16 protein-coding genes are annotated in these 16,138 nt (G+C 39.6%); all 16 read right to left on the reverse strand.

What is annotated here, in order from left to right; genetic code table 11:
• Positions 1–88: 88 nt before the first annotated feature.
• A complete protein-coding gene (locus FOC35_RS03455) occupies positions 89–691 on the reverse strand; it encodes a type 4 pilus major pilin (RefSeq protein WP_172568146.1) in 603 nt (200 codons plus the stop codon).
• 83 nt (positions 692–774) lie between these two features.
• Positions 775–2,463, reverse strand: a complete 1,689-nt coding sequence (locus FOC35_RS03460) for a secretin N-terminal domain-containing protein (RefSeq protein ID WP_172568147.1) — start codon at positions 2,461–2,463, stop codon at positions 775–777.
• A gap of 110 nt (positions 2,464–2,573) precedes the next feature.
• Complete coding sequence (locus tag FOC35_RS03465; protein ID WP_172568148.1) at positions 2,574–3,557, reverse strand: hypothetical protein; 984 nt, start codon at positions 3,555–3,557, stop codon at positions 2,574–2,576.
• A 48-nt stretch (positions 3,558–3,605) separates the two neighbouring features.
• Positions 3,606–4,022, reverse strand: a complete 417-nt coding sequence (locus tag FOC35_RS03470; protein WP_172568149.1) for a lytic transglycosylase domain-containing protein — start codon at positions 4,020–4,022, stop codon at positions 3,606–3,608.
• Complete coding sequence (locus tag FOC35_RS22925; protein WP_172568150.1) at positions 3,995–4,726, reverse strand: A24 family peptidase; 732 nt, start codon at positions 4,724–4,726, stop codon at positions 3,995–3,997. The genes FOC35_RS03470 and FOC35_RS22925 overlap by 28 nt, the downstream gene beginning before the upstream one ends.
• 10 nt (positions 4,727–4,736) lie before the next feature.
• Positions 4,737–5,171, reverse strand: a complete 435-nt coding sequence (locus tag FOC35_RS03480; RefSeq protein WP_172568151.1) for a toxin co-regulated pilus biosynthesis Q family protein — start codon at positions 5,169–5,171, stop codon at positions 4,737–4,739.
• Positions 5,172–5,192: 21 nt separating this feature from the next.
• Positions 5,193–6,155 carry an ATPase, T2SS/T4P/T4SS family gene (locus FOC35_RS03485; protein WP_172568152.1) on the reverse strand — a complete coding sequence of 321 codons (963 nt, stop codon included), beginning with the start codon at positions 6,153–6,155 and terminating at the stop codon, positions 5,193–5,195.
• Between the two features lie 27 nt (positions 6,156–6,182).
• Positions 6,183–7,247, reverse strand: coding sequence for a type II secretion system F family protein (locus FOC35_RS03490; protein WP_172568153.1), 1,065 nt, complete (start codon positions 7,245–7,247; stop codon positions 6,183–6,185).
• 47 nt (positions 7,248–7,294) lie between these two features.
• The gene (locus tag FOC35_RS03495) at positions 7,295–8,893 is read right to left on the reverse strand and encodes a GspE/PulE family protein (RefSeq protein ID WP_172568154.1); all 1,599 of its coding nucleotides are present in this window, start codon (positions 8,891–8,893) and stop codon (positions 7,295–7,297) included.
• A gap of 22 nt (positions 8,894–8,915) precedes the next feature.
• The gene (locus FOC35_RS03500) at positions 8,916–9,746 is read right to left on the reverse strand and encodes a hypothetical protein (RefSeq protein ID WP_172568155.1); all 831 of its coding nucleotides are present in this window, start codon (positions 9,744–9,746) and stop codon (positions 8,916–8,918) included.
• A gap of 133 nt (positions 9,747–9,879) precedes the next feature.
• Positions 9,880–10,383, reverse strand: a complete 504-nt coding sequence (locus tag FOC35_RS03505; RefSeq protein WP_172568156.1) for a hypothetical protein — start codon at positions 10,381–10,383, stop codon at positions 9,880–9,882.
• Between the two features lie 54 nt (positions 10,384–10,437).
• Positions 10,438–10,881: a transcription termination/antitermination NusG family protein gene (locus FOC35_RS03510; RefSeq protein WP_172568157.1), complete on the reverse strand. Its 444-nt coding sequence runs from the start codon at positions 10,879–10,881 to the stop codon at positions 10,438–10,440.
• 759 nt (positions 10,882–11,640) lie between these two features.
• Complete coding sequence (locus FOC35_RS03515) at positions 11,641–12,423, reverse strand: ABC transporter ATP-binding protein (protein WP_254065361.1); 783 nt, start codon at positions 12,421–12,423, stop codon at positions 11,641–11,643.
• A 32-nt stretch (positions 12,424–12,455) separates the two neighbouring features.
• The gene (locus FOC35_RS03520) at positions 12,456–14,132 is read right to left on the reverse strand and encodes an ABC transporter permease subunit (RefSeq protein ID WP_254065362.1); all 1,677 of its coding nucleotides are present in this window, start codon (positions 14,130–14,132) and stop codon (positions 12,456–12,458) included.
• 193 nt (positions 14,133–14,325) lie between these two features.
• Positions 14,326–14,547 carry a hypothetical protein gene (locus FOC35_RS03525; RefSeq protein WP_148374893.1) on the reverse strand — a complete coding sequence of 74 codons (222 nt, stop codon included), beginning with the start codon at positions 14,545–14,547 and terminating at the stop codon, positions 14,326–14,328.
• A 462-nt stretch (positions 14,548–15,009) separates the two neighbouring features.
• On the reverse strand, positions 15,010–15,909 hold the full coding sequence (locus FOC35_RS03530; RefSeq protein ID WP_172568160.1) for a cation diffusion facilitator family transporter: 900 nt from the start codon (positions 15,907–15,909) through the stop codon (positions 15,010–15,012).
• Positions 15,910–16,138: the final 229 nt, after the last annotated feature.

Consider the following 16,138-nt stretch of genomic DNA (forward strand, 5'->3'; position numbering starts at 1 on the left):
AGTCCCTCAAAATCCATTACAAAAAGCCACCACATTTTTGATGTGCAGTGGCTATTTTATTAACCAGTATTTAAGTTATTTATGTTTATCAATGAAATTCATAATACAATGTTACTTGGTCTGGTGTCTGACTGCCACGCGAGGCACTTTTACAAACGGTCTCAGAATCTGAGACATTGAGGGGTTTATTGTACGGAGTAGCAGTCTCAGAACCAAAACGCATTGATGCCAAAGAGCTACCTAAATCCAGCCTTGCCATAATGGGACACATATTATTTGAAACACCAAATTGAATGTTAAAGTAATTTACTAATGTCTTGCCAGAAAATTTACCTGGACCAATAGTGACTAGTGAACCACCGGGGGTAAATATTTGCCCTTGATCATTAGTCATTGAGGTAGGCAATGATTGTGTGTCGGCAATTAACTTCGATGTTAATCCGGCATAGTTTGCCTGTGAACTATACGTATTATGTATAACGGAAATTAAATCTGTCAGCATGGATATGGTAGACTCAGTTCTTTGGTTATCCGAGGCTGACTGATAGTATGCGATAACACCTGCAACAACTATTGCTGAGAGTGCCAAAACCATAGCAGCCTCAATTAATGAAAGCCCCTTCTGCACCTTCTTCTTGAATGGTTGCCATCTTTTATAAAAAACATTATTGATACCGGATTCGATATGCATACGGTAAATCTCCTAATCTGATAGAGAATCTAATATTAAAATTTTTAAAAATATAATTATGCGAAGTACTAATATCTTACATTTTAATTACCTCCCAAATTTAATGCTGTAGGAGTAATGCTGATAACGATAATTTCTTTCTTATCCTTAGCGCTCCGGCCTCCGCCTAATATCTTAAAGTCAGGGTCTCCAGTGCCCGAATCAGAGATTTGATTTTCAGAATTCTTATATCCAGCCACGAGCAAAGTTTGATTACTGTTCAAAATATTCTGCTGAACAAACGATCGTTGGTTGACATCAGGTAGCTGCACCTGTTGCTTGTCTACACTAAAATTATCAAATCCATTATTTTTACCCACCAATGAAGACATGCTTATAGAATATTGAAGTAAGATTTTGCCGTCATCAAGCACGCGGGGTAAAACGTTTAAAGAATAACCAGTGTCAATTAATGAAACATTTAAATTGCTTTGCGAGATATTATCACTCACCGTGGTGCCAATTGAAGATACATATCCCCGAGTATTAGATACCTGTAGCGGCACGGGTTGGCCCGACATCGTCGTCACATTCGCTGAATTAAGAACATCGACCTTCCCCTGGCTGTCAAGCATGTTAAGAATGAATGAAGATCCATTTTCGGTCGTACCCTGCATCCCTCCAGCCGATGACTCCCCGGGGAAAAAAGCCATATTGCCATTGATTCTGCCTTTTAATGCGCTGAACATCGCTGTCAGCGAGTAATTCCAGTTTGAGTCATCGTTCAGCGTCAGATTATAAATAGTCACATTAACGGCAACCTCTTGTTGAAGATGCCTGTTCAGTTTGTCGATATATTTTTGTACGTTTGTCATGTTTCCTGGTGTCGTGCTAACGGTAACACTGGATAAACCTTCAGAAACGCTGTAGCTACCATTCCCCTGAATAAGTATCGCCAGGTTTTTATTGATATCTCCCCACACATCTAGCGCTAAATCTGACTCCGCGCTGTTTGAAGAAGAGAGCGAACCACTGGCCCCCCCACTGCCACTGCCACTGCTGCCACTGCCGCCACTGTCGCCACTGCCGCCACTGCCGCCACTGCCGCCACTGCCACCACTGCCACCTCCTCCCACCGAAAGACCAATACTCATTTTCGATTTAGAACTTACCTTACCTGGTAGAGTGTTAATGCTAAATGTGCGGACTTCATATTGAGATAAAAATATAATTCCGTTCATATACTGCCAGGATACGCCAAAATAGGATGATACCAGTTTTAAAAAACCTGAAAGTTTCCCCCTATAATCTACGGTCATTCCCGGCAGATCGTTATAGAGATCCAGCTGCTGCACCGGCGAAACTGAGGCATGTATTACTTTATCCAGCTTTTGATATATGCCGCTCTCCTGAGCGTCGACTTCGGTCTTATTACCACTCTTATTCTTGGTCACATCCACAGGAATATTTGTAGAGGCTGTTATTAATTTTGCTATCTCTTCTAACCCAAGCTTTTGTGAAGAGTATAATTTTACTCCGTCAGCCTCGACATTTACAGGAAGTGCCTCACCTTGCTTGACCTTAAATGATTTCAGGCCGATATATACGCCATCACTATAATTCTTAACCATTTCATAAGATTTATTAAAAGATGAATTATTAGACTTTTTAAAATCATAATTAATTTTCGCGGTATCAGCTGAGAGTACTTTCTTGTTGACCTTGTATGTTGTTGAGCAAGAGGTTAAGGACATTAAAACCATCAAAATAAAATTTGCTTTTTTGACTATCATAAGTTCAACACCACAATTTATAATCTTAGATGTTTACGAATAAAGTAAACCTTAACTGCAGCTTATAGCGTCGCGATATAATGAAATACTTATATTTCATTTTGATTTCTTTATTCGTATTTTATATTCAAACTCTTTTTTATTGAGTTAGCGATGACTCCATTCAGGCCTGACACAGTCACGTGTATTAGTATCTTATAATTGCCGACAGCATTTTTAGGCAACAGATTATACGGCGTGATAAATACTCCACCACCATAGGGTCTACTTAATAGGTTCATTTCTATTGTATGGTTATCACCCTCTTCATTTACAACGGTAATATTAAGCAATACAGAGTGTATTTGGGCGCCTCTCCATATGACGTTGACTTTGTCTTCTTTCGACGTAATTATCAGTGGCTGATCGTGAGAGATAATCCCCGAATTGAAAGGCTGTAACTCAACGTTATACAATTCTGCTTTGCCGAAATAGGGATAACTTTTTTTGAAAAAACTTGCATACGCTGCCATCCCAAAATGGTCATTTACGATTCCCCAGTCTGCCAGATTGATGTACCAGCTTTTTCGCCAACCGCTAAATCCTTTTGACCCTTTATCAAAACTCCCCCCAACATAGCCCAAAATTTTAGTTATTTTACCAATATCTGATTTATTGATATTTTTGCCAGAAGTTAAAGCCAGTAAAACCTCATACTTCCTGGTTTTTACAGTTTCTTCATCGCAAGATGATTTTTTAACATATACATTCATCACCTGGCCTAGAATAGTATCCGTGCTCTCAAGGTTTAAAATCTTAGATCTTAATTGTGATTCACTTATCTCAGCCACACATTTTTCATTGAAAGAAAGATCATCATCACCATTGATTTTAATGTAATTTTTTATCTCATTAATATCATAAGTTATCTGTTCTGCTGAAGTTAACAATACTTTATATTCAAGGCGTTGGTTGTAAAATGTCATGGCCATAATGAAAATTATAGCACCAATTAACATGCAAACAGAGATTTCGAGAATACTAACCCCTGATGTTAAACTTGGAAAAAAAATTTTTTTTACATTAATAACAAGTGTTTTTTTTTGACATTGCATGTTCAACTTGAACTCCTGTTATTAAATTCGGTTTGCTATAATCTGATTTTATTGAAAGAATTTATCATGAACCTTTTTGACTCTGACTACATAATCAGCTGCTAATTTATTATTCCTGGAATGATATTCACCAACTGCTTTCCAGACATTACCATTATTAGCATCCATTCTTTTTGACAATATCCAGGTCCCAATCTTTATGTTCATACAGGAATTATAGACAAGTTCATGATACGTTTTCTTTTCATCTCCATAGAACAAAGCCTCACTAACTATTTTCAGCCATGCACGATCGTTTATCTGCATGACGCCCAAATCTAACGAGCCATTTTTATTACGACTTACGCTTCCCTCTCTCCCTCCTTCGACATATAAGATGGATGCCACAATATCAGGAGGTACATGATTCATTTCGCTGGCTCTGAGCAAGCATAAAGTTAAGAAAGATGTTGCAATATTATACATAAGTAAAAACCAATGCTAATGGACGGCCCCATAGGTATAAACATCCTTCCCTGTAACCTGGCGGGCAAGGCATAAACGATAAATGCTGTTGCTGATAACAAAATCAGTATTGTCACATAATATAATCCCAACCAGGCGCCGGCACATGTAAACAATGCCACATCGCCCCCTGCTATTACATTCTCTTTCTTTATAAGTGAAACAATAATCATAGATATTGTTACCATGAAAAAACAACACAAGGCGCCATAAACATGATCCTGTAAGGAAATGTTAGTTTTATAAAAAAACAAACCGTAAATTAATAATGGTACTGTAAATATCAAAGGTATTAAATGGGTTTTAGCATCAATAATAGAAACGGCTATTAGCACTATTAATAGATAGAATAAAACCAAACCATCAACCTGAAGAAAGTTGTAAAAAAACAACCCAAGCAAACCGCTTAAAAATTCGGACGAGAAATGATAAATCGATATCGGTGCCCTACAGCATCTGCATTTGAATCGCGATAAAAAAAAACCAAAAATGGGAATAACATATATCAGCGGAATTTGTTCCTTGCATTTATCACAATAGGAGAACCTCATCAAATTTACGAAACTATGATCGCTGCTATATATATAACGATAAACGATACAGTTAAGAAAACTTACACAAATCACTGAAAACCAAAACACCATAGCAGACTCAACCATGCTCATTACAAGTCTCCTAAAAATTTTCCGAAGATACTCTCAGAACTTTATTTTTATCATAAAGGGATATAAATATCGGAGGGTTCATTTGCCCTGTATAATTAAATAGCTGTTTAACCGCGCTGTTAAAATCGCCCTGAATAATAGCATCAGAAGTAACCATATAATCCTGACTCGCCTCCCATGATAAACTCCACCCCGCCCTTTTTGTCCATAAATATAAGTTTTGATTCAATGTCATTCCTTTTTTTACGCTCCAACTGTTGTAATCATAATTTAAATTTAGGCCATTTGTTGGGCTAATATTGTTAATGGTGCTTTTGGATTCATGATTAAGTATATGCTCCGGTGTTTTTTTTACAGACAGATTTTGCAATAAAGTCCCTACGTCTGCAGCATTCAACTGAAGAGGAAAAAGGATGCATACTATAAGAGTTGTATGTCTCGCCATATAAGCCTCGCCATTTCCCTTTTATTCACGCCTTGGGTTATACCCTTGATTATTTTGATTAAAAATGTCAGTACTCAGCAATTCTATCTTGCCGTTTCGTATTTTGGACTTAATACCATCATCACTGTTTATAAATAATGTATTGGCATCCATTTTTCGTTCACCCGTTTGTTTGTTTCTGACTAATTTTTGATGAATCACCGCCACAAGCCCGTCGGCGATAATTGATCGGGCAAGCTCCTGAGAACGTAGCCCAGCGGCAGCAATCTGCTGAAGAGCAAGCACGGCGCCTTGGATTGAACCACCATGGATCGTCGTCAGCACTAAGTGACCATTGACCGCCGCCCTAACGGCTTCATTTGCAGCTTCAGCGGATCGTATTTCACCCATCATTATAAATTTTGGATTGTATCTCATAGCCGATATCATTGCTTTTTCATAGCCACCGGCTTTCGTCGCATCGACTTGATACCATAAGCCGTGCCCTGTCTCGCCATACACACTATCTACAGGTATTTCAGGAGGATCTTCAATGCTAATAACTATGTCTCCATTTTTTTCCACTAATTCTGTCATTAGTGAATACATTGATGTTGATTTCCCACTCCCTGTGGCGCCTGAAAATAAAACCAATCCACTTTTATCACTTAGAGACATAAAGTCTCTGACCTGGCGTTTTTCATAGCCAAGATTTTCAAATTTGGCAATAGGGTACATTGGCCGTCTGAGAAAATAATTTTCGCCTTTGACAGTAATAATCCTTGTCACCCTGAAAGGAACATTATCCCATATAAAAAAGAATTCGTTGCCGGCCATCGTTGCAAGCTGATTTTTCAACTCACGAATACTGGTCATTAGTCCATTATTGATATCAAACTCGACCACGGGATTGATGCACCCTGGTACATATCTAAAAAAAACTCTGTCCTCGTGCGTAAGGATGAGATCAGAAAATGAGATATCCTTGAGATCTTTATCAAACAAACTCTCCCCCAATATTTAGTTAATTAGTTACATTGCAGATGCAGAAATGAGTTGTTGCAGCGCAAACATGCCATCAACGATCCACATAAAAGTTAATCCAATCATGATTATTACTATATTTTTAAAAACCTCCATTTGAGATTTAATATTATCAACAGAAGTTTCTAACCATTGTCGTGATAGATCGTCTAGCATTTCTTCAAAACCATCCAAAGCAGCGTACGTACGCAAATCAATAATGATTTCATCACTCGGAAATCTTAACCCTGTTTTTCCCAGAGCCTCACCTATATTTGGTGCTCCACCCAAAAGCACCGTTCGTGTTTTTAATAGTCGCTCTCTATACCATGGAGATGCAAATTTATTGAGTATATTAATGATTTCTGGCGTAGCAACTCCCGCTTGTAGTAATGAGCAAAATGCAATCATAAACTGACATCCGACTATAGTACGATAGGTTGAATATATAGGCAGAACATCAAAATAAGTCCTTAATTTGCCAGTCCATCTAGGAAGGGTGATTATTACTATAATTATTAATAATATGACAGCCAGAGCATAATATATCATTCTATGCAGCACAAACTGTGATAAATGCTCCATCTGCAAGCCTGCTCCAGTCCATTTCTTTACAGGAAGTATTTTTTCGAACGCCGGAACAACTTTCACTCCAAAAATGTATAAATAAAACATCAAGCAACATACCAAAACTATGGGATATGAAATACCAAAAAGCGCTTTTTTAATCTCTTTCTTGGCTTTCCCCATATCAATTACATTTGCCAATGCAGTATCTAACCTACCAGATATTTCGCCTGCATTTAAAACAGAGACTTCCTCAGGATTTACCCAACTCGACAACGCTTGACTGAAACTTTTTCCATTACGAATGGATGTTCGCCAGCTATTTATTGCTATAGCTTCTATTTTTTTATTTTTCTTCCCCCCTTTTGAAACATGTTGGTACAGCGTATCCAGCGCCATATTCAGCGGCACACCATTTTCTATAAATTTTGCTAACTTACTATATATTCGGGATCTCTTTGCCAGCGTCAACTGTAATTTATTGAAATACCTCTCAATCGATTTCATTTTCACCTCATGAGATCAATTCCATTATTAAATCGCATACGTCTGAGTCAATCTAAACTCAATATTTGTTTTTTTCTCTCATCACTAATTATTTCGCTCCCAAGCCGTGCTCTTGCATCAAATGGATCGATGATGCCTGCAACTACTTTCAACCATCCATGCTCTTTTATTGTTAAGCCATTAAGTTTATCTCTCCAATAATCATATGCATCCTCAACTCTGTTAGAATATACGAGCTCTAACAATTTAAAATCTGTTTTAATCGCTTCTGCTACAACCACTCGACCACTGTAGCCGCCATTACATTGCTCACAGCCGGAAGGATTACTCACGAATACACATTTTTCATATCCTTTTACATCGTTTAGCACAGAGATAAGTTTTATCCCACCTCGCACATTATATTTATTCTCATAAATTGGAATCTTACAATGTGTACAAAGTTTTTTAACCAGTCGCTGGGAAATTATCCCAGTGAGTAGCTTAGGATCGGTTAACTTATATTGCTCCACCCCCTGGTCTCTAAGCCTACTGATGACTGCAATCGCGCTGTTTGTATGAATTGAAGACCAGACCTGGTGCCCCGTCATCGCAGCCGTGAACACCAGCTTTATGACGGCGCTATCTCTTGCCTCACCGGGCATAATGATATCTGGGTCGGAACGCAATGCAGAAACTATCGCCTTACTATATGCAGCACCACGTTCCTCCTCAGTATCTACGTTAGTGACGGGTAACTGTTTTGTTCCTTCTATCTCATACTCCGGAGGATCTTCAATACTAATAATATTTACCTTCCTTTCTTTTTCTATGTATATATTTTCAAGTATGACTTTCAATGTTGTGGATTTCCCAGAGCCTGTAGGCCCCGCAACAAGATTTACCCCCTCAGGCTCTATAACTAATTCATTAATGATTCTGATTTGAGAATTATGAAACCCCATTTCTGAGAGCTCAGTTTTTTGTATAAAGTTTTTGTCGGCATATAAAAGTCTGGCAACCATATATCGACCACCAGATGTTAATGGATTAAACTGTAACCTTAATGATTGTAATTCTGGAGGCATTAAAATCCTTCCTCCACTGGATATTCGTGCGGATTGATATGCATATAGCTTATAGGTAGCATCTGAATTATCAGCAGCATTATATAGTGAGGCTAACAGTGCGTGCCCTTCTTCTGCCTCTTTTTCATCAACTTTTCGCATATCACCGTTTACACGAAAGTAAATACTTGCTTCATGTTCCTTAACCTCAATATGTATGTCACTTACGCCGAGGGCGCAGGCGTCTCTTAACAAAGAGGCAGCAGCTTTTTCCATAGGCTGCTCATCTATTAATTTTATCCTTTCATTATCCTGGCTGCCTTCATACAATTTTCTGATCAGTGACATTTCAGCGAGAAATATCCTTTTTATTTCATATCCCCTTTTCATACACGTCGTAAGATATGACCTAACACTCAAATTATTTTTATTGCTTTTCTCTATAATCACATCACCATCGGTAAATGTGATACAGGTTTTTTTCAAACCTTCAGGCATTTTATAACGTCGATCTGATAAAGGTATTACTTTATCCACTTTGTTATAAAATTCTGCTGAGTCATCTTCCCCGATAATAACAACGTCATTTATTTCAATCATTCATATCCTCGAAAATATTCGACTACTTATTTTTCCCCACATCGATCATATAAACAAGTGGTGAGTTAGCGGTGACACCTTTTGGATAATCCCCCATAGGATAACTGTACCTTGCGAGGGCGACAGCTTTCACCTCCCCCCCAAAGCCTATATATTGAAGAGATTTATAGATAATCGGAGGCAAATTAGCACTGTAACGCAAAGTAACATCACGCGCCAAGCTGAGCACTCGTCCATTCGCCGTTTTCTCTGAAACAGTCAGCCTCAAGAGACTATTTTCGGTAATTTTACCGGAACCGGCTTTAAGTATCATATAGCCAAACCCCGATGGATCCTCACTCACACTCTTCCCTTTCAAAAACTTTTTAATATAATCAGAATTGCTATTATCATTCTTTTCATTTACTAATGGCTTACTTTTATCTAGCTCTGAAGTAATAGTGTTATTTTCATAAGAAAGCTTCTGTAGTTTTATTAATGCATCCAATTCACTATCAATTACTTCAATTTTTCGTTCAAGCCTCACGACTTCTTCATGTAATGTCTTGTCATTAAAGCTATCTTTTTCTTCCGCTGAAATTTTCTCCTTCCCGGCATCGGTCGTCATTTTTATATTTTCTGGTTCCACATTTTTATCATTTGTACTATCAATTTCCTCAGGTGGACTCTTTAAAGGAGTGACATTTTCTGGTGTTTTGTTTTGATCCAGCAGTTTTAATCCGGTATTCTTTGGATCATCTTTTTTTTCATTCGCCATTGCTGTTGAATCAGTTTTTACTTGTATTGATGATAATTTTGAAATTATATCATTCATCTCTGATTCATTTTTCTTTTCTACATTCTTCAAGTCCATGGAACTCAAAGCCTGTGCAATCGAATCAGGACCTGAATCAATTGCGTAACAATAAGTGATATTGCATAAGATTAACACTATAACCCAAATGCTTTCTCTAAGACAAAACATGTCTGCGATTCCTTATTGAGTGTTAAAAAATGTTTATCTGTGGTAGCTCGAATGTATATCCCGTAGGAATCACAATCGCTTCTGCACTGCCATGGTTAATACTCAATATTTTGACATCATCCATAATGTAATCGCCATTCTTAACCGTCATCATGCCTCTCCCCAAAACAAATACCTTTGCCTCTTCCTTTCCTTTTCCTATTTTAAAGGTTGAAACCAGAAACGTTTTCTTTTGCACTTCTGTATTTTTATTATTGACCCTAATATCATCATCAAAAATATCAGAACGCTCATTTATTCCTAGTTCATGCATAAGGTTTCTATTTGCTATTCTTAATTTTAGATACTCACCTTCGCGTTGAATTTTTTGAAAATCTCTCAATTCCGCCTTCAAGTTTTGATCTTCCATGTTGTCTTTTTTTTCAACGATTACTTTGCTTTCATCAACGTTACTGCTGATAGGTTGACAGAATGCATCGTAACTGCATACTAAAAAAACCAAACATAATAAAGATAATTTTTTCATCACACCCTCATTTGCGCCTTCATTTTTCTCTGGTTAATTATGTACTGCCCGAATTTAGATGATAGCAAATCGGAAAAACTTGGTAACCCTCTCTACCTCATCTTCTACATTTGCTATATCAATGAGATCATTAGTTAAAGTCTTTGTTTCAACGCGATGCTCTATAGAACAATTAGGGAGCTGCATGACTTGCGCGATGATGTCATCCCTTAATGGCCTAAGCTCTATTCCAAACTTCACTAAGTGGCTAAAACCAGGTACTGACTCAATATCTTTTACTTGCTGTTTTGAAGGGTTAAAGTTAATGAAAAAATAGCCAGGAAATAAACTTTCCATAGATATACGACACTGCCCCAGACGATCTCCTCTTGGTTTATTGATATATCTCAGTGGTGAAAAACTTACTACGCCCATAAAATCAAGCGCAACCTGAGCTCTCAGTAAATTTCTTTTACCTCTCTTATGACAAGCTAAATACCAAGAGTATACCGTTTTCATCTGTTGACCTCATATTGAACGAAATATCCAGAGGTTTCATTAAAGTTAAATGTAAGCTCCGCCATTTCTTTACCCAAAGTAAAGAATTATTATTTTTCTTGAAATCCTGTTTGATAGTAACAGCCTTTAACGAGTAATCAAGCATCTTCTAAATGTCATATGGTTAAACTGCCTTTCCATAAAGTTAACGTTACTCGCTGTGCTACAAAAGCTTTTGCGTTACTTCGATCGATGTATTCATTAGTACACCTTCATCATTACAACTTCATTTTTTTCGATGCAACAAAACCAGCTCGCAGAGCTTTTGAAATTATTAGGTAACGTACAAACAATATTGATGGTTTGATAGAATTACTTTTGAACAATGATATTAGTTTCTTAAGAATAAGTTTAATAAACCGCCCCGAATACCATCTCTGATGGCAGTATCATTCTTAACTGGAGAATTTTTTTCCACTCACGGAGAGGCTCATTGCCATGAAAAAACTTCATAGCAAAGTACAGGTTACATTTGCGCCTAAGCAGCCAGGGGGCAGGTTATATGTCAGTATCGATATTGGGAGCGAGGCAAATGGGTCAGCGATGTCGCCTGTCATAATCCATACTTCGGAATATGACAGGTCAGCCTGTCAAAGATATGAAAGCTGCCTTTAGTCTGAGATAATTTTTATCTCATAGAAAGCAGGCAGCTCTCAAATTTTCAGTGCGGTAAATCAAATATATCGGAGCCGGATATAACCTGTCGCTCTGAGTCTTGAGTTATACACAAGACGCTATCCTGTCGTTTAGCGCATCGCTGATTTTATCTACCATGGGCGCAATACACTCTTTGGTTCTCAGAGAACGCTCAATATCTATATTAAAGGTATCCGTGATTGTGCTGGCTTTTCCCCCTAACAGGCAGACTCTGTCAGAAAGCATTACCGCTTCTTCGACGCTGTGAGTGACCAGCAACATCGAGCGCGTCTTAATCACACGATTTTCCCACAGCTCAATAAGATCCTGGCGTAACTTATTACCGGTAAAAATGTCCAGTGCCGAGAATGGCTCATCCATCAGCAACAGCTCCGGTTCAACGGCTAAAGCACGGGCGAATCCAACCCGCTGCCGCATTCCTCCTGAAAGCTCTCTCGGATAGGCTTTCTCGTACCCGGAAAGCCCTATCAGATCAAGCATGTCCATTGTCCTTTTACCCACCTCATCTGACGATAACCCCTGCGCCTGAAGCCCAAATGCCACGCTATCAAAAACGTTTAGCCAGGGGAAAAGTGCGAAAGACTGAAATACCATACTGGTATGTTTGCCTGGCCCGTTGATGGGTAAATCGCAGCAAACAATAGAGCCTATATCCGGCTCTACTAATCCAGCAACCATCCTTAATAGCGTTGACTTTCCTGAGCCGGAGCGCCCCAGTAAAGCAACGATTTCATTCTCTTTAATCTCAAGACTAATATTATCCAGCACGGTTACTTTTTGCTTACGACCTTTATTAAATGATTTTGAGACGTTCTTAATCTCTAATACTACTGATGATTTTTTCATAATAATCCCTGACATCTTTAATTTGTTAATAACTAATCAAATTTGAAGCGCGTCTCTGCGTAACGATACATAGGCTGCCAGACAAAAATAATGCACAGCAGAACCATGAAGCACATAGCCAAACAGCCCAGAGCTTCCTGTGGGTTTTGGCCCGCATCACTGGCCAGAGAAATAAAGGCTCCGAGTCCGTGCGTTTGTAAGGTAATTTTCCCCCAGCTAAGCACTTCCGCCGCGATAGCGGTATTCCAGGCTCCACCAGCCGCAGAAATAACGCCAGTGACGATGTAGGGAAACACTGCCGGGAGCGTGAATCGGGTCCACCAGAGTAAGCCACGGAGATGAAAGACCCGGCTTGCTTCCACGAGTTGACTTGGGATCATGGAGGTTCCGGCAATGACGTTAAACAGCACGTACCATTGCGTACCTAACATAATCATTGGAATGGTCCAGGTGCCCAAATTCTGATGCCAGGCCACAATCATAAAGGCTATCAATGGATAAAAGACGTTGGCAGGCACCGCCGCCATCACCTGAATAATCGGCTGGAAAAAGCGCACAAGTTTTGGCCGCAGGCCAATACACACACCCAGAGGTGTGAAGATAATTACGCTTAACACCATTGCTCCGATGACTCGAGCGGCGGTTAGTCCCATTAAGCTAGGAAGTGAAGCCAGATACTCCTTAGGAATAAACAGCCACAGCTGATGCCCGTAATAAATGCAGCCGACCACGATAGCCAGATACCAAAGGCTGGACCACAGCCAATTCATTTGCGCAAGGAAACCAAAAAGTCGATTTAGCTTTAGTCCATACCACGCTTTAGGCAGAACAAATAACCAGAATATGGACAACTTTTTACATGCGCGCCCTAAGCCAAGGCCTATATGCGATTGACTAAGGCATTGATAGAACCACGAGCCTGGAATTTTTCTGTCACTAACATCCTCATATTTGAACTGATGCGCATAGCGAACCAGCGGGCGGAATAGCAGTTGATCGAAGATGAGAATATTGATGATAAGGGCTAATACTCCCAGGATAACGCCGTTGAGGCTGCCATTCTGTAAAGCGATACCGATATACGAGCCAACCCCGGGTAAATTAGTGCTGCCATCCCCTACGGTAAGCATCTCTGAAGCAACCAGTGCAAACCAGGCCGCGGACTGAGAGACCATCGTATTCCACAGCAAACCCGGGAACGAATAGATGAACCCCAGACGCCAGAATTTTTGCCACGGATTATAACCAAAAGCCTCAGTGGCTTCGGATAACTCATCAGGCACGACCTTTAGCGTCTGATATAACGTCAGCATCATATTCCAGGCTTGTGCGGTAAAGACTGCGAAAATAGCCAGCCCTTCAAGCCCCATAACGCTGTGCGGATAAAGTCCGAGAAAAAATCCCGTCGTGAATGTCAGGAATCCGACTAAAGGCACCGACTCCATAAAATTTACGAAAGGTAAAATAACCCTCCTCATGGGAGCATATTTTGCTGCTAATACCGCAAACACTATCGAAAAGAGCATTGAGTAAAAAAGCCCAATAAGCAATCGCATAGTTGTGCGCAATGTGTAATAGGGGAGTAAATGATAGTCCAGGCTAACGTCTGGCAACGAGTGCCCGTCGAAAGGGGTGTGCATTCCCTGCCAACCATAAATGAACAAAATGATGCAGGCCGCTATAATAAAGCCAACAATCAGGTCGTTCACGACAGAAGTCTTCTTGCTTATGTGTGTTGTTAAAACATGCATAATAGGAAACTCCGCTCATTAACTTGCACGCATGAGGTTACCCTCGCTGAGCGCGAACGAATGAGACAAGATTAGATTTATTAAACCCTAAAAAGCCCTGGCGACTAAGATTTAGCCGTCAGAAACAGGCACCACCAGGGCTTATTACGAATTATGGCAATAGTGAGTTGATATTATCTTCAACGACACGTTGCCTTTTTTGTTTCAGTTTGAGCTGGAGCTTACCGGCAAATTGTCCCCATACCGTAAGCTTTTTATTGAAGGATGTATGAAATGGCGATGGTATTGACTGAACAGTGTCTGCCAACATTGAGAAAATGATTGTGCTTTTAGCATCAACATAAAACATGTAGCGCTTTGTGAGTAGCGACATACTACACCTCAACCTGAGTGCATAAAATGAAAGATCAATTTCCGGCAGTTTCATGGCAACTGCACAGACCGTCTCCATTGAATACACTGAGTCTCAATGTAGATAGTCAGCCCATATGTTCCTCTCTCGATGGAGGTTCATCAGAAATATTACAAGTCATAAATCTTCTCCTGTTCATTTTCACTTAAATGTGTAAGCGACATCTAGCGTAGCCGCGCACCCGCCATTATATCTCTTCATCAGGGCTACCCGAGATCTCCCCTTTTGAAAGACAGCCTATTATAACCCCTGGCACACTGTTGGAAATAAAAGAATAAGCTTCGGTTAGGAACCGTTTAGTTATGTCAAGATAGGAAATAATATGTCAAAACAATAATAATAACCGTAAATTGTGTATTACAACAATTTATAGGGAAATACATTTCAAACGGTAAAATAAATACGATAACAGTTACATAATACTTACCGGCAGTCGCTATCTTCGGGTTCAATATGGACCATGACATTGAGTACATCAAAAACGGCCATCACCCTTTTTCTGGCGTCTATCGCGATTTCATGGCCTTCCCGGATAGACAGATCCCCGTTGACTTCGATATGGACATCAACCAGAGCGTAGTCGCCCATTTTACGTGTTTTCAAATCATGAACTCCCTCCACACCTGTCGTAGACAACAGGCAAACCCTTATTTCATGTTCCAGTTCAGTATCAACAGAACGATCCATCAAGTCCTGAAGAGCGTCAGAGGAGAAGTGGTAGCCCATCCGGGCAATGAAGAGGCCGACAATCAGAGCAGCAATCGAGTCCATCATATGGAACCCCAGCATATTCCCGATAATGCCAATCGCCACAATGACCGACGAAGCCGCATCAGATCGAGCATGCCAGGCGTTCGCGATAAGCAAAGATGACTGAATGCGTTTGCCAACAAACAGCATATAGCGGAAAAGGGTCTCTTTTATCACCAGCGCGATTAGAGCTACCCATATTGCTAAGGGGTTTATCTCCTGAGGCAAGCTGTTATGAAGAAGTTTTCCCCCGGCCGACCAGATCATACCCAGCCCCACTAAAAGAAGAATCGCCCCGATAATGAGCTTTCCGCCGTTTTCAAAGCGCAAATGGCCGTAGTGATGGTCGTCATCACACTCCTTCTGCCCTTTCTTATTAGCAATTAAAACGACAAAATCAGAAGAGAGATCTGAAAGAGAATGAATCCCATCTGCAATAAGTCCCTGTGAACCTGAAAAAACGCCGGCTATTATTTGAAATACAGACAGGAAAAAATTAATGCAGAGACTGACCAGCGTGCATTTTTTTGTTTCAGACGCACGTAACTGAGATTTATTATTATTTCCATTCATGACTTTCAATAACCATAATCATTCGATGGAGGTATTTTGCTGAACCTTTATTCAATTAACATTAAACACAGCGGCTTCATCAATCAGTAATTTTGTATATTCTAAATAGTTGTCATTTACATTCTCTAATCATTCATGACTATCCATTGTCATGATATAAATTAAAAAATAGAGGATAGCCGCAATGAGCCAAGGCAAATAAAAGAAGCGATTCAGGCTCGTTGAGTCA

It is taken from the genome of Cedecea sp. FDAARGOS_727, assembly GCF_012273235.1.
Taxonomy (GTDB): Bacteria; Pseudomonadota; Gammaproteobacteria; order Enterobacterales; family Enterobacteriaceae; genus Cedecea; species Cedecea davisae.